Here is a 15,605-nt window from a genome sequence, read left to right as displayed (position 1 = left end):
CGTAACGGCAGCCGGCTCCGGCGCAGTTTTGGCCTCCGCTGGAGCGACCTCCATCGGACCCGGACCCTCACCGACAGAAGGCTCGTATGCATCCTCGCTCCGTGCCGGCAGGTGGGTGGATGATAATCGGGTGGGAGAGGGCGGGGATAACTTTCGAGCGTTTGCCGATGGCAACGCAAAGCTCCGGTGGAGCTTTGCGAGCGAAGAAAGGCCATGAGAGCTACGCTCGAATGGCGGAAACACCACCCCCACCCGTTCCAGCACTACCAAGGTTCCACCGGAACCTCGGTTTGGGCTTCGCCCAACCGCTTGTCACCCCCCGTCAAGGGGGAGGTGACATTGAGGCCAGCTCATTGTTCCTTCAATTCCATCGGTGAAGCGGGCACCGCCCAAACCCTCCCCCCACGCGGGGAGGGTGGACCGGCATAGCCGGGCCGGGTGGGGGGCACACGCCAACCACGCCCTCGCCCTTCGTGGTTCGACAAGCTCACCATGAGGGCTTGGGCGCTTTGCGCCCGATCTCTCCGTCACCACCCTTCGTGTTCGGGTCGTCCATTCTGGATTGCCCGAACAAGTCGGGCAATGACGGCGGAGAGTGTGGCAATGCGCTTCTCCAAAATCTTCGTCACCACCCGACTTGTTCGGGTGGTCCAGAAAGCAACCTCAATATGTCGTCATCGCCAGCAGGAACCAGGCCGAGTGGGGCAGCCACTGTTCGGACCAGCGCCAGGACTGGAACGGGTTCTCGGTCTCGCAAAAGGCGACGTCGTCCTCATCCTCAAGTGAGGAGGTGATGCCATTGCAGATCCCGCCATCGGCGTTGGGAAACTTGGCGATGGTGTAATCGGCCCAGTTCCGCCCGACCCCCTGCATCATGCAGGAATGGAAGGGATTGAGCCCCAGAACCCAGTCGAGGCAGCGTTGCGGCAGATCGGCTGCAACCTGAGCGGCTTCGTCCCCGAGATGCGGCGCCGCGCGCCGCAGCGCATAGGCAAGAGAACCGAGCCGGGCATTCTCGCCCTGCCACCAGTAGCCGCTCTCATTGTCATGGGGAAAGAAGAACTGGGTCCTGACACCCCCCTGCCCGTCCCGCGCGGCATGGCGCGGATAGGCAAAGGGATTGAACACCTCGCCGGTAACCCAGCCGAGATAGATGGCGGCCCTGTCGAGGGCGGACCGGACACGTTCCGGCTGATCTGCTTCAGCGATATCGAGATACTCGACCAAAGCCAGAATTGGCAGGCCTTCATCGGCGGCATGCGTGAATGGCCGGTGGCCGACATCATCTGCCCGCCACCAGCCATCCTGCCCCTCACCCTGGGTGAGCCGCGAAATGAGATTGTCCGCCCGTTGCCGCGCCGGAGCGTCGTAGACCGCATTGCCGGTGACCCGGCGCAGCTCGACCGCGGCCATCAGGGCGCAGTAATCGTCGATGATATTCTCGGCGCCATTGTCGAGGTAATCGGTGTTGTGGTGCTGCAGATGCTCGAAGGCCTCGGCGGCAATTTCGGCATAACGCGCAGCACCGAACGCGCCTTCGAATCCGAGCCGCGCCATCTTCGCCAGAGCAGCGATGGCCATGCCACCGCCCTGTCGGAACCCGGCCTCCCAACTGTCATGCTTATGGCCCTGCTGGGTCGAATAAGAGCAGATCTCGCGCTCTTTGAGATCGCCGGTCCAGCGGTCGAACACGGTCATGTAGAACATGCCCTGCGGATCGAACATGCGAACGAGGAAGTCTGCGCCCCACGCCGCTTCCGCGGCGAACCGGGCTTTCAAATCCGATGGTGTGCTGGCGGCATCCGCTGCCGTTGCCAACGCCCAGACCACAAGCGGAATCTGCTGCGGATTCATGAAGTTGGCATAGGAGAGGTGGCTGAGATACTTGCTCACATCGCCAGAAGCGTCGTACCAGCCGCCGCGCACATCGGCCTTGGCGTTGCGTTTGGTGCCGACAAAGGGGACGGCGCGATCTTGCTCGTCAAACACATCGCGGCACCGCTGGGACCGGAAATAGTCGGCGATCAGCGGCATGGTCTCGAGCGCATAGAGCCGGGCCACGATCTCGAACGGCGCCGAGCTTATGACCTTCCCGTCGGCATCCACGGCCTCGATGAGGAAGCTGCCAGCGCGATCGAATTCAGTAAAATCGAACGCCTGGTAGCGCTGACCGCGCCATTGGGCGACACGCCCCGGCTTTCCCGGCGCACGCGTGAAGACGACATGCCCGGTCTGCGGATCACGGAGCCGTGCCTCGACGAAGGTCGGCCCCTCGCCGAGACACAGCACCGCGTGCTTGGGAGCCGCGAATTCATAGCCGAGATGATTGACCGCCACCGCCCGGGCCGCGCGCAGTTCTGCAAACTGGGCGTTGGGCTCGGTTTCGGCATCAGAGATGGTGGCAGCGGACGACATGGCGGTCACTCGTTTGTACGGGGTCAGGCATGGTTTGACGGCAAATGGCCGTGGCGCGCGGGCAGCGCGAAACGAAGGGACACCCGGTGTTTTCGGGCGTCCACAAGGGAATGTCGGTGGCGCGGCGCGCCCCGCCCGAGACGATCTTGCGCTCAGGGTTCGGCACCGCTTCGATCAGAAGCTGGGTATAGGGATGCTGCGGGTGCTCGGTGATCTCCTCACTCGGTCCCTGCTCGACCAGATGACCGGCATAGAGCACCGCGGTGTCCTCGGCGAAATAGCGGGCCGTGGCGATATCATGGGTGATGTAGAGCGTGGCGAGATTGCGCTCGGTCTTGAGCTCTTCGAGCAGATTGAGGATCCCCAGCCGCACCGACACGTCGAGCATCGAGGTCGGCTCGTCCGCCAGCAGCACCTTGGGCTCGACAGACAAGGCGCGGGCAATGGCAACACGCTGGCGCTGCCCGCCCGACAGTTCATGCGGCCGGCGGCCGACATAGTCCCGCGCCGGGGTGAGCCCGACCTGGGTCAACAGCGCTTCGATCCGGTCATTGACCTCGGCTTTGCGCAGCTTGCGATCATGCAGCTTGATCGGGCGTTCGATGTGATAGCCGATCGAATGAGTGCCGTTGAGCGAGCCGAACGGGTCCTGGAACACCATCTGCACCTCGGCGCGATAGGTCCGCAGCGCCTGGCCCGTGAGGGTCGTCACATCCCGTCCGCGGAATTCGACCCGCCCGCCGCTCACACCATAAACCCGTGAGATCATGCGCGCGCAGGTCGACTTGCCCGATCCGGATTCGCCGACCAGCGCCAACGCGCGGCCCGGATAAAGCGCATAAGACACTTCATTCAGCGCCCGCAAGACGGTCTGGTTGAGAAATGCACCGCCCAGGGTGAAATCCTTGGTGACCCGGTCCATGCGCACCAGCGGCTCGCCGGACATGGTGAGCGGCCGCACCGGCAGCTCGGTTTCTACTGCAACAGATGACATGCGGCCTGACACCTCTTCTCGGGATAGGAAATCATCGCCGGGGCGGCATGTCGGCACAAAGGCAGGGCCTCCCCGCAGCGCGGGGCGAACCGGCAGCCAACGGGCAATTCGCTGAGATCGGGCGGCGAACCGGCAATGCCCTCCATGCGCACCCGCGGCCCCGACAGCGGCGGGAAGGAACGCCCCAGCGCCCGGGTATAGGGGTGCTGCGGCGCGGTCAGAATGGCTTCCGCCGGGGCGATTTCGACCATTTCGCCCGCATACATCACCCCGATCCGGTCGCAGAATTCGATCATCAGCCCAAGATCGTGGGTAATGAACAGAACCGAGAAGCCGAGCTCGGCCTTGAGTGCCACGATCTGCTCGATGATGTCGCGCTGCACCACGACATCGAGCGCGGTGGTCGGCTCATCCATGATGATCAGCTTCGGATTGAGGCACAGTGCGATGGCAATGCAGATGCGTTGCCGCATGCCGCCCGAGAACTGGTGCGGATAGTCGTCGAGCCGGTCGGGATGAATGCCGACCAGTTCGAACATTTCCGCAGCCCGCTTGCGCGCCGCATCACCGGTCTTGCCGGTATGGGTCTCGATGGCGTCGATGATCTGCTCGCTTGCCGGGATCACCGGGTTGAGCGCATTCATCGCCGACTGGAAGACGAAGCTCACCTCGCGCCAGCGATAGGCACGCAGCCGGTCGCCGGTGAAGCCAAGCACATCCTCGCCCCCGAATTCGATGGCCCCGCCGGTCACGAGCCCGGGCAGGCGCGTCAGCCGCGCCAGGGCGAACGCAACCGTCGACTTGCCGCACCCGCTCTCCCCGGCGAGGCCAAAGGCTTCGCCCTCGCGAATGTCGAAACTGACATTCTCGACGGCGCGCAAGACTTCGAAATCGCCCATATAGTCGACCGTCAGGTCGCGGACTTTCATCAACACCCGATCAGAAGACATCGACCGACCTCCCCCGTGCCTTGAGGAAGGCCTTGACCCGCCCGACCCCGCGGCTTGCGCGAAGCTGCGGCGAGGTAATCTCGTCGACCGCGAAGTTGATGAGGACGAGCGCCGCCCCGGTCACCATGATGGCGATACAGGCCGGCCAGACCTCCCACCATGCACCGACCTCGAGCGCCAGGTTGCGCTGCGCCCAATAGAGCATGGTGCCCCATGTCACCGCGCCCGGATCCCCGAGCCCGATGAATTCGAGCCCGGCCTCGGCAAGAATGGCGAAGATCGTCGCCAGCACGAAGCCGCCAACCACGAAGCTGAGCATGTTGGGGAAGATCTCCATCAGGACGATCCGCCACTTCTTTTCGCCCAGCAGTTCCGCGGCGAGCACGAACTCCTTGGTTTTCAGCGCCAATGTCTGCGTCCGGATGGTTCGCGCGGCAAAGCCCCACCCGGTCACCGCCAGCACGAGCCCGATGACGAGTGGACTGGCCTGCTCGACAAAGGCGGCAATGACGATGATGAGCGGTAGCGCTGGTAACACCAGCACCACATTGACGAAGAAGCTCAGGATTTCGTCGATCCGCCCGCCGAAATAACCCGCGGCAACACCGACGAAAACGCCGATCACGGTGGCGGCAAGCCCGGCGACAAAACCGATCAAAAGGCTCGTGCGCCCGCCGTAAATGAGCTGGGAGAAGACATCCTTGCCCACCCGCGTCGTGCCGAGCAGATATTCGGCATTGGGGGCAACATGCGGCCCGCCGGCCCGGCGGAACGGATCGTGCGGCACGATCATTGGCGCGAGCACCGCGGACATGACGATGATGGTGAGGATGATCACCCCGGCCATGCCTTTCTTGTTGGTGAGAAAGGCGACCAGTCCGCGCGGCAGACCCCGGGCCCAGCGCGGCGGCGGCTTGATGCCCAGTTCGGCAGCGATCTCGGCCCGGCTCGGGGCCTTGCGGCCCGGCGTGGCCGGGCGGCTCGCGACTGCCTCCTGTGGTGGCATGGCTTCGGTCAATTCGGTCACGGCAGTCCTCCGGGCTATTCCTGGGTGCGCGAGCGCAGCCGCGGATCGAGGATGAGATTGAGAATGTCGGAGATGAGGTTGGCGATCAGCACGCTGGCGGTCAGCAGCAGCAACTGCGCCTGGATGAAGGAATAGTCCCGCGCTTGAATCGCCGAGAGCGTAAACTTGCCCAACCCCGGGTAATTAAACACATATTCGGTGATCAACGCGCCGCCGAGCACATAGCCAACGGTCAATGCCAGCGCGGTGATCTGCGGCAGGATGGCGTTGCGCGCGACATAGCGGTAGCGAATGCGCTGATCCGAAAGGCCCTTGGCCTTGGCCAGGGCGACAAAGTCCTCGTTGAGGAGCCCGATCATGGTGTTGCGCATGCCCAGATGCCACGACCCGAACGTCACGATGACGATGGAGAGCACCGGCAGCGTCGCGTGATACAGAACATTGATGATGAATTCGAAGGTCAACGCCGGCTCGATCCCGAGATCATGCGCCCGCCCGAGCGGAAACAGCCGCCACTGCAGCGAAAAGGCATAGAACAGGATCAGCGCCACGATGGCCGGCGTGAAGGCGTTGAGCATCACATTGACCGGCGTGAACACGGAATCGAAGAACCCGCCCCGATTCCAGGCCGAATAGATGCCCATGCCGATTCCGATGACGAAGGAGATCGCGGTCGCCAGCCCCACAAGCAACAGCGTCCACACCGCCGAATAGAACAGCAGCGAGGAGGTCGGCTCGGGGAAATTGGTGGTCGACACCCCGAAATCGAGATGGGCCAGATTGCCCAGATAGACCATGAACTGGTCCCACAGATTGCCGTCATAGCCATAGGACGCGCGCAAGGCGTCCATGGCCTGCGGCGTGAGCTTGCCCCTCAGCCCCAGAAAGATCCGGGTCGTGGGATCGCCCGGCATCCAGCGCGGGATGAAGAAATTGAGGGTAATCGCGACCGCGAAAGCGGCGAGATAGAACCCTAGTCGGCGCATCAAGAAGCGCATGGCTTATCCGAACCCCCGGGGGAAAATGCGGGCGCCGTAGCGCCCGCCAGTGGAGACAGCCGAGCAAGGACCCTATTGGGCGCCCTCGATCGGTTTCAGGCTCAGCGCGTGCTTGACGCGCTCATGCACGCCGCCATGCATCATGGGGCGGACATAGGGGTTCTCCGGCGTCACCCAACCGGTGAAGCGACGGGTCGAATACTGGTACCAGCTGGGATTGGCGAACATCGACAAAACCGGCAGATTCTCAGCCACGAGCTTGTGGATCTCGGTCATCTTGGCGTGCTGTTCGGACACGTCGGTGGTGGCCGCGATTTCCTCGAGCAGGGTCTCGATCTCGGGGATGCGCATCTGGTGCATCGCCTGTTCACGGACCTGGCCGGGGATCATGGAGCCGGGATTGAACATCGACTTGTAGATGAACCACGGCGTCGCATGGGTTTCGCCCCACATGATATAGACGTCGTAATCGCCAGTCGGATAACCGTCGAACCAGGCGCCTTCTTCCATGGTGCGAAGCTTGGCGTTGACCCCGATATCCTGCAGGTTTTCCGAAACCGTCTGCAGCGTGTTCACCCAGTCAGTCCAGCCCGAAGGCACCCGCATGTCGAAATCGATGGGCGAACCATCCGGATTGTCCCGCCAGCCATCGCCGTCCTGGTCGGTATAACCGGCCTCGTCGAGCTTGGCGGCCGCGGCCTCCGGATTGTACTCCATCAGATATTTGTAGGGTGCCAGCGCCTCGTCATCGAACCAGGCCTCGAAGAACTTGCCCGTGCCGACCGGATAAGGCGTCTCGGTGGTCAGCCCGAAGGTCGAGATCTCGAGAATGGTCGGCCGGTCGATGGCCATCGACATGGCCTGGCGGAACGCCAGATCGCTGAACGGCTTCTTGGTGGTGTTGAGCTGCAGATTGGTGTCGCCATCGGGCGGCAGCCAGTAGTGGTTGTATTCGCTCTTGGGCGTGTAGGTGATCTCTGGATCGGTCATGCCGTCGCCGGCCCAGTCGAGATCGCCCACCGTGATCGCCGCGATCACCTGCTCATTGCCGCTCAATTGCGGGAACATCAGGCAGTCGATCGGGTTCTCGTCATTGCCCCGGTAGTAGGGGTTACGGCACATCTGGAACGAGCCACGCGAGAAATCGGTGATCTGGGTCCAGGGGCCGGTGGCCACATTGTCCACATTGGCGAAATTCTTCGGATCGTCGACCGAGGACCAGATGTGCTCGGGCAGCGGAAAGACGATGCCGATATTGTAGTGCGCCAGTGAATCCGGCTTGTTGAGCGTGAAGGTGACGGTGTGATCATCGACCTTCTCGATGCCGGTAATGGAGCCGGAATCGGTTTCGGTGTTGTAGTGATCGAACCCGATCGGGAAGTCGGGGTGCTCTTTCGAATAGTTGAAGGTGAACACCACGTCATCGGCGGTGAAATCCTCACCATCCGACCACTTCACCCCTTCCCTGAGGTGATAGGTGACGCTCATCAGATCGTCCGAAATGTCATAGGACGTGGCGAGCGCCGGGAAATCCTGATCCGGGTGGAACACATTGTAGATCCACAGCGGCTCGTAAGCGAAGTCCTGCACATAGCCGGACGGTCCGCCATAGTTGTACGGGTTGAAATTCTCGACATGGGCGTCGGTGTGCCGCGGCATCAACCGCAGGACCACATCGCCATCATCAGCAAAAGCGGCGCCGGTTCCGGCTGCGATGCCCACCATCGCAACGCCGGCCAGCAAATGACCAATCTTCTTCATCGTTCTCCTCCTAGCGAAAATCAGGTCGTATGGGATCGTTCCCACATCAGGGAACAAAACATTGCCTACTTCTATTCCTGTCGGTGCGTCCCTTTCCTCTCCCGATGGCCGGTTGTTGCCGGCAATGCCTTTACGGCTTCTCGTTCAACTTTTCGCGCTGCCTGAAGGCGCGGCTACACTGCCCCGGACGATCAGCTCGGCCGGGACGATAACGGACTTCTGCTCCAGCGGATGTCCGCTCAAGAGCTTGAGCAGCATTTCGGCTGCAATGCGCCCGACCTCTCCGATCGGCTGACGGACCGTGGTCAGCGCCGGAGTCAGATGGCGGGCGTGGAAATTGTCGTCGAACCCGATCACGGACACATCTTCGGGAATGCGGTAGCCGAGTTCCTTGAGCGCCAGCACAGCGCCGGCGGCGATATCATCGTCCCCTGCGAAGATCGCGGTGTACGGCGCCTTGTGGGCAAACAATCGCTTGATGGCGTCATAGCCATATTGCTCGGTGAAGGTGCCGTGTTCGACATTGATATCGTCGAGGGTCAGCCCCCTCGCCTCGAGCGCACGCTCGATGCCGCGAACGCGCTGACGGGAGTCCCGATGCGCCGTGCCCCCGCCCAGATGGGCGATGCGGCGATGCCCCTGGTCGAGAAGATAGGCCATGCCGGCCTCGGCACCGCCAGCATTGTCGACCGTCACGGCACCATCGGCGACCGGATAATCACTGGCACCGACCATGACGACGGGAATACCCGCAGCACGGATGATGTCGGCGACTTCGCGCCGGATCGGGTTTTCGAGATTGAGTACCAGCCCATCGCAGGACCGGTCGACCAGTTCGATGATCGCCCGTTCTTCCTCGGCGGTATCGCCAAAGCCGGAAGACAGAAGCAGCCCCTTGCCCGCATCGCGGCAGGCTTGCTGGGTGCCGCCCACCATCTGGGCGTAGAACGGGCTCGTGACATCGAGGACGACGCCGCCGATGATGTTGGACCGGTTGGAACGCAGGCCCCGCGCCATGGTGTTGGGGCGATAGCCCAAGGTCGCGATCGCCTCTTCGACTGCGCGCCGCTTGGTCTCCGACACATAGCCATTATCGGCGATGACGCGCGACACGGTCGACTTCGACACCTTGGCCAGTCGCGAAACGTCCTTGATGGTCACCATCGGTGCCCAGCCCTCCCCTAGACCATGTCAACGTTCTCTTGGAATCGCTGAGATGGTCCAAACTCTTCTTGTCGCGTTCCCCGACCGTGAACCGATATCCACGTCACCTGGAAACGTTCCAACGCTCCTCATTCAGATGTGGGAACGTTCTCATAGTTATTTTTCACTGAAGATGAGGAGTCAAGCCGAAAAAGCCTTTCGCGGAAAGTCAGCAATCCCCATCAGCCGGATTGCCGGGGGATAACTCATGCCACAAGGCCGAGCATCGCCGCGGTGACAACCCCCGACAAGACTGCCAGAAGCATCTGTTTTTTCAATAGCATGACGGCGATCGTTACAGCAGTTGCCACCCACACCGTCCACCCGCCCTCGAGCGCTTCGGGGACAACGAACGCCACCAGCACCGAACCCGACATCGCGTCGAGAAAACGTTCGATAACCGGGGTAACCCGCACCCGCGACATCACCCAGATCCCCCCGATGCGGGTCAAATAGGTGACGATCGCCATGCTGATAATGATGAGCGTGAGGTTCGAGGTCATCATAACCCGCCCTCTCCGGCCGCCGGCGACGGCGTATCCTCATCATCTCTCTTCGAGGGCTTCATGATCGCCCCGGTGAGCCCCCCCGCCAGGCCGCCGGCAAGCACGTGCCAGTTCTCGGGCAAGACGTGCGTGGCCAGTATCGCGACCGCTGCGGCCACAAGCCAAGGCACCACCCCGCGCCGCGTGACCCCCATGGAGACCACGGCGCAGGACAGGAAGCCGATCATCAGCATATTGAGCCCGAACCGCGCCGGATCGTCGATCCCCTGCCCGGCATAGGCGCCGATGGCGGTGCCGATAATCCAGCAGATCCAAATCGCCAGCCCGCCGCCGAACAGCACACCGAGACCCATATCGGGACTGCGGCGCGCCGTCATCGCCATCGCCCAGTTGATGTCGGAGATGACTGCCGCCACCACATGCCGCAAACCGAGGGGCAGGCGGCTGAGCGCGGGATAAAGCGTCGCCCCGAGCAGCAGATGCCGCGCATTGACCGCGAACACGGCCAGCAGCAGCGGCGCCAGCGCGACGGGCGCTGGCCAGAAGCCCAGTGCCACGAATTGCGAGGCACCGGCGAACACCAGCGTGCTCATCAAAACGGTTGCGGCAGGATCGATGCCCAGTTTGACCGCAGTGATGCCGAACGCCGCCCCGAAGGGAATGACGAGCGCGGCAACGGCAGCAAGGGAGCGGGCGCCGGCAAGCGCGCCGGACAGGGTGAGCGGATGAGACATGAGAAAGACGGAGCAGGAAATGCGGAAGTGTTCAGGAACACTAACCGTGATTTTTCCGCCGTCAATGGCTCATCCGAAAACCCCCGCGCTGACCCGGCAGGCGCCCGCTCAACTTAAAGAGTGAACGGCTCAGAGTTTGCCCTTGCGCTTGAAATAATCGAGCGTACCGCGCTGATAGACATGGTCGGTGTCGAGCACCTCGCCGATGTCGTAAAAGGGTTTCCCCGCCACATCGTCATAGATCGGCCCGAAATCCTTGTGCGCGAAATCGAGCAGTTCATCGAAATCGTTGATGACGAAATAGGTCGGCTGATAATCGTCGATGAAATAGTCCTGCCGCATCACCCGGCGAATATCGAATTTCAGGTGATTGGGGGACGGGTTCTCAAGCGCGAATTGCGTTTCGCCCATTGAGGACAGAATGCCCGCACCATAGATCCGCCGGCCCTCGGGGGTGTTGATCAGCCCGAACTCGGCAGTGAACCAGTAATATTTGCCAAGATTGGGCAGCGCGCCGCGACGCCGCGCTTCGACCCCCTGCGCTCCGTAAGCCTGCATGAAATCGGCAAAGCGCGGGTCGGACAACAGCGGCACATGGCCGAACACATCGTGGAAGATATCCGGCTCTTCGAGATAATCCATCTCGCTTTCCGGCCGGATGAAAGCCCCGGCAGGGAAACGGCGATTGGCCAGGTGCTCGAAGAAATATTCGCCCGGCACCAGATCGGCCACCGCAACGACCTCCCAGCCGGTCAGCTTTTTCAGCTTGGCTGACAGTTTCTCGAAATCGGGAATACCGCCCTCGGAAAGCTCGAGGGTGTCGACCGCCTTGATGTACTCGTCGCAGGCCCTGCCCGGCAAAATCGCCTTCTGCCGCGCCATCAGCCGATCCCAGCGGTCATGCTCTTCGGCCGAATAGGTCTCCCATTGCTGGTCGATCGTGTAGTCGGCGTGCTTGGGCACCTCGGCGTAGCGGTTTTTGGAAGTCTGGATTTCCTGCATCGATGTTCCTCCTCTTTGAAAGAGGTTAGGCATGAATTGGCGAAATAGGCATTCGAACCGCGCCTCTCACAGCCATTAGGAGAAATCCTCTTTCCGAAATGCGCAGTTCCTGAAATATTCCGATCATGAAGCTGACCCAGAAAGACCGCCGCATCATCCGTGCCCTGCAACAGGACGCCTCGCGATCGTTCAAGGATTTGGCCGAAGCCCTCGATATGTCACCGGCATCGGTGTGGCGTTCGGTCCAGGAACTGGAAAAGGCCGGGCTCATCACCCGCCGCGTCGCCCTGACCGACCCGATCAAGCTCGGGCTGGCGGTGAGCGTCGTGGTGCAGGTCCATCTCAAGGACCACTCCCAGGAGAACCGCAAGGCCTTCGAACAGATGGTGGCGAACGAAGCCATGATCACCCAATGCTGTTCGCTGGCGGGAGGATTCGATTATTTTCTCATGGTGCGCGCCGAGGACATGGAAGCGTTCGAGACGTTCATGATGATGAAGCTCCTGTCCCACCCGGCCGTGGCCACGACAAATTCCAACGTCGTCATGCGCGAGCAGAAATTCACCACCGAATTACCGGTACCCGGGCTTTAGGAGGCGATCGCGACTCGTCCTCGCCCTTCGACAAACTCAGGAGGCTCAGGGTGAGGTGGCCTTGCATCCCCTCTTCGCGTCACCCTCGGGCTTGACCCGAGGGTCCATGAGGCGCTGCAGGGCGTGCTGCGGTCGTAAATGATCCGTACCGTTCACCGAATGGCACCTCATCATGGATTCTCGGGTCAAGCCCGAGAATGACGAAGGTGGAAAGGCGTGGCCCCAAGCAAACAACAGGCTCAAAGTGAGGGTGGTTGGCAGTCGCATCCTTCCGTGCCGCCCCGGACTTGATCCGGGGCCTGTTAGCATGTGGCATGGAGGTCCCGGCCGGTTTCTTGCCTCACGCCGGCAGGCTGGCCGGGACAGCACAGCTTGTGGACGGTGGACTGATCAAAAAAGCGGTGTCATTCCCGTGAAAACGGGAATGACTCATTGGCTTTCGCCGGAATGACGGCGGAGAGTGTTGCAGACCCCAGCCCGCCCTTGCGCCTCGCGCCACCTGCCCACACATTGGCTCGCGGAGGCACCGGGAGGGCAATCTGAAATGGGCAACCAGGAACAGTTCTGGGACAAGATTGCCGGCAAGGCGGATGACACTGACAAACCGCTGGGCGAGACGGCGCAAGCAATCGTCGCCGCGGCCAAGACGGTGCTGAAGCCCGATATGACCGTTATCGATTATGGATGCGGATGGGGCGGCATGACCGTCGAGATCGCACCATCGGTCAGAACGGTCCATGCGGTCGACATTTCGGGAAACATGCTGGCACTGGCCAAACAGAAGGCCGCGCTGCGCGAAGTCGGCAACATTGCCTTCCACCATGGAGACTTGAGCGCTGTGCCGCTCGAACCGGCCACAGCCGATGCGCTGCTGGCCTTCAACGTCCTGCACCTCGTCGATGACTCGGCACAAACCCTGGCGCAGATCGCCGCGCTGCTGCGGCCGGGCGGGCTGCTGATCGCCTCCACGGCCTGCATCCGGGAACGCTGGAGCCTGATGCGGATCGCCACCAGAGCCCTGATGGTCACCCGCATCCTGCCGCATATGAACCGGTTCGATATCGCGGGCTATGAGCGCCTGATCGCCAATGCCGGCTTCGAGATCATGCAATCAACAAGCCTCACCGCCCTGCCCGACCAGCTTGTGGTCGCGCGAAAGACCTGAGCCGAACTCAGGCGCCTTCGCTCAGCACTTCGGCGAACCGTTCGACCGCCCAGTCGACCTGATCCTCGGTGATGACCAGAGGCGGCGCAATGCGGATGGTGTCGGTATGGGTGTCCTTGGCGAGGATCCCCTTATCCTTGAGCTTGAGGCAATAAGGGCGCGCACCGCCGGCCGCCGGATCGAGATCCACCGCGAGCATCAGACCGCGGCCGCGCACTTCCGTGACAAGGTTCGAACGGATCGAACGCAACCCTTCCATGAAGCGTGCCCCCATCTTTTCCGCGTTCTCGATCAAGCCTTCTTCAACCAGCGCCTTGAGCGCGGCACGGGCCACTGCACAGGCCAGTGGATTGCCGCCAAAAGTGCTGCCATGCTGACCGGGCTGGAGAACGCCGAGCACTTCCGAGTTCGAGAGCACGGCAGAGACCGGATAGAAGCCGCCCGACAGCGCCTTGCCGACAAGGGTCACATCAGCCTCGATGCCCTCATGCTCTTCGGCGAGGAGCTTGCCGGTGCGCCCGAGCCCGGTCTGAATCTCATCTAGGATGAGCGTGACATTGTGCTCGGTGCAAAGCTCGCGAACGCCTTTGAAATAGCCTTCAGGCGGGATGATAACCCCGGCTTCGCCCTGGATAGGCTCGACAAGGAAGCCGACAGTGCTTTCGTTGATCGCTGCGGCAAAGGCAGCGAGGTCACCGAAGGGCACCACGCGGAACCCGGGTGCGAACGGCCCGAACCCGCCACGGGCATCCGGGTCGGTCGAAAACCCGACAATGCCCATGGTGCGGCCGTGGAAATTGTTCCGGCACACAATGATCTCGGCCTGCCCTTTGGGCACACCCTTGACCTCGTAGCCCCATTTGCGCACGGCCTTGACCGCGCTTTCGACGGCCTCAGCCCCGGTGTTCATCGGCAGGATCTTGTGAGACCCGGTGAGCCTGGCGATATCCTCGTAGAACAATGCAAGCTGGTCGTTGTGAAAGGCACGGCTGGTGAGCGTCAGCTTTGCCGACTGCTCGATCATCGCCTCGCGGATCTTCGGATGGCAATGGCCCTGATTGACCGCCGAATAGGCCGAAAGGCAGTCGAGATAGCGATTGCCATCGGCATCCCAGACGTGAACCCCTTCGCCGCGCACCAAAACCACTTCGAGCGGGTGGTAATTGTGGGCGCCGAGCCGGTCTTCCATTTCCATCAGGTCGTGCGGATCGATTGTCATCGCGTTCATTCTGCCTCTCTCATTTTTGCCTCACGCCGGCGGGCTGGTTTCTGCCTCGCGCCGGCGGGTTCTATGTGGTGGCCAGCGCCGGCGGCTGGATCAAGCCGCCTGGGTCGGCCGATCGAAAATGCGTCGGCCAAAGCCGCTGGCAGCCAGTTCGACCATCAGCCGGGCACTCTTGCCCCGGTCGTCGAGAAACGGGTTGAGCTCGACCAGGTCGAGCGAGGTGAGCCGGCCAGACCGGTGGATCATCTCCATGACCAGATGGGCCTCGCGGAACGTCGCGCCGCCCGGCACGGTGGTGCCGACGCCAGGCGCCACTTCCGGATCGATGAAATCCACATCAAGGCTGACATGCAGCATCGCATCGTCGCGTTCGACCTCACCGAGGATACGCCGAAGAATGGCGCCCACACCCATCTCGTCGATCATCGGCATGTCGCACACATCGACGCCGCGCTGGGTCAGAAGCTCCTGCTCCGCCGGATCGACCGACCGGATGCCGACGGCGTGAAACCGGGAGGGCGGCAAGGCGGGGGCATCCATCAGCCCCTCAAACCCTTCCTCCCCGCAAAACCAGGCCGCGGGCATGCCGTGCATGTTGCCCGAGCCCGAAATCGCCGGCGTGTTGAAATCGGGATGCGCATCGAGCCAGATCACATGCAACGCACGGCCCTCAGCTTCGGCATGACGCAGCGCCGCGCCCACCGAGCCGAAGCCCAGGGCATGATCACCACCGAGAAATATCGGCAGCCGTGCCTCCCTGAACACGGCTTCCCCGGCTTCGGCGATGGCGCGGGCAAAACCGGCGACGCGGGCCGGTTCCCGGGCAGTGCCGCCGGGGATGTACGAGGTTTCCTGCGGGATGACATCGCCCCGGTCTTCGACGCGGTAGCCGAGCGCTTCAAGGCTTTCGGCGATCCCGGCAATGCGCAGCGCCTTCGGCCCCATCGAACAGCCGGGGCGCCCTGCTCCCTCCTCCATCGGCACGCCGATGAGGCTGACTGTCTTGGTGTTGGGGTTCTGTCGCATGCCATC

14 protein-coding genes are annotated in these 15,605 nt (G+C 62.3%); 2 read left to right on the top strand and 12 right to left on the bottom strand.

From position 1 onward, the window contains the following. Positions 1-663: 663 nt before the first annotated feature. From G489_RS0104805 to phhA, 10 genes are all read right to left on the bottom strand, one after another. Positions 664-2,415 (bottom strand): glycoside hydrolase family 9 protein, encoded by a 1,752-nt coding sequence (locus tag G489_RS0104805; RefSeq protein ID WP_051332314.1) that lies wholly within the window; start codon positions 2,413-2,415, stop codon positions 664-666. Next, positions 2,390-3,409, bottom strand: coding sequence for an ABC transporter ATP-binding protein (locus G489_RS0104800; RefSeq protein ID WP_210162569.1), 1,020 nt, complete (start codon positions 3,407-3,409; stop codon positions 2,390-2,392). Before G489_RS0104800 ends, G489_RS0104805 begins: the two co-directional genes overlap by 26 nt. Beyond that, complete coding sequence (locus tag G489_RS19100; protein ID WP_051332313.1) at positions 3,391-4,359, bottom strand: ABC transporter ATP-binding protein; 969 nt, start codon at positions 4,357-4,359, stop codon at positions 3,391-3,393. The genes G489_RS0104800 and G489_RS19100 overlap by 19 nt, the downstream gene beginning before the upstream one ends. Continuing rightward, entirely contained in the window at positions 4,349-5,386 is a 1,038-nt protein-coding gene (locus G489_RS19095) for an ABC transporter permease (RefSeq protein WP_407059819.1), read from the bottom strand. The genes G489_RS19100 and G489_RS19095 overlap by 11 nt, the downstream gene beginning before the upstream one ends. Positions 5,387-5,400: 14 nt before the next feature. Then, complete coding sequence (locus tag G489_RS0104785; protein WP_029040576.1) at positions 5,401-6,384, bottom strand: ABC transporter permease; 984 nt, start codon at positions 6,382-6,384, stop codon at positions 5,401-5,403. 72 nt (positions 6,385-6,456) lie between these two features. Then, a complete protein-coding gene (locus G489_RS0104780) occupies positions 6,457-8,145 on the bottom strand; it encodes an ABC transporter substrate-binding protein (RefSeq protein ID WP_029040575.1) in 1,689 nt (562 codons plus the stop codon). 144 nt (positions 8,146-8,289) lie between these two features. Then, positions 8,290-9,309: a LacI family DNA-binding transcriptional regulator gene (locus tag G489_RS0104775; protein ID WP_029040574.1), complete on the bottom strand. Its 1,020-nt coding sequence runs from the start codon at positions 9,307-9,309 to the stop codon at positions 8,290-8,292. Positions 9,310-9,554: 245 nt separating this feature from the next. Next, positions 9,555-9,851 carry an AzlD family protein gene (locus G489_RS0104770; protein ID WP_029040573.1) on the bottom strand — a complete coding sequence of 99 codons (297 nt, stop codon included), beginning with the start codon at positions 9,849-9,851 and terminating at the stop codon, positions 9,555-9,557. Continuing rightward, positions 9,851-10,588, bottom strand: coding sequence for an AzlC family ABC transporter permease (locus G489_RS19090; RefSeq protein WP_051332311.1), 738 nt, complete (start codon positions 10,586-10,588; stop codon positions 9,851-9,853). Before G489_RS19090 ends, G489_RS0104770 begins: the two co-directional genes overlap by 1 nt. A 129-nt stretch (positions 10,589-10,717) precedes the next feature. Then, on the bottom strand, positions 10,718-11,590 hold the full coding sequence (gene phhA / locus G489_RS0104760) for a phenylalanine 4-monooxygenase (RefSeq protein WP_029040572.1): 873 nt from the start codon (positions 11,588-11,590) through the stop codon (positions 10,718-10,720). 125 nt (positions 11,591-11,715) lie between these two features. Between phhA and G489_RS0104755 the strand changes: the two genes are divergently transcribed. Together G489_RS0104755 and G489_RS0104750 are read left to right on the top strand one after the other, a co-directional pair. Beyond that, a complete protein-coding gene (locus G489_RS0104755) occupies positions 11,716-12,183 on the top strand; it encodes an Lrp/AsnC family transcriptional regulator (RefSeq protein WP_029040571.1) in 468 nt (155 codons plus the stop codon). Positions 12,184-12,727: 544 nt separating this feature from the next. Further along, positions 12,728-13,348, top strand: a complete 621-nt coding sequence (locus G489_RS0104750; protein WP_029040570.1) for a class I SAM-dependent methyltransferase — start codon at positions 12,728-12,730, stop codon at positions 13,346-13,348. A 7-nt stretch (positions 13,349-13,355) separates the two neighbouring features. On the opposite strand, the gene rocD is transcribed toward G489_RS0104750, so the two are convergent. Then, entirely contained in the window at positions 13,356-14,567 is a 1,212-nt protein-coding gene (rocD, locus tag G489_RS0104745) for an ornithine--oxo-acid transaminase (protein ID WP_029040569.1), read from the bottom strand. A 99-nt stretch (positions 14,568-14,666) separates the two neighbouring features. Then, a complete protein-coding gene (gene rocF, locus G489_RS0104740; protein ID WP_029040568.1) occupies positions 14,667-15,599 on the bottom strand; it encodes an arginase in 933 nt (310 codons plus the stop codon). Positions 15,600-15,605 lie beyond the last annotated feature (6 nt).

This window comes from Cucumibacter marinus DSM 18995 (genome assembly GCF_000429865.1).
In the GTDB taxonomy this organism is placed as follows: domain Bacteria; phylum Pseudomonadota; class Alphaproteobacteria; order Rhizobiales; family Devosiaceae; genus Cucumibacter; species Cucumibacter marinus.
The sequence above is the reverse complement of the archived record's forward strand: the minus strand, read 5'-3'. Positions and strand labels throughout refer to the sequence as shown.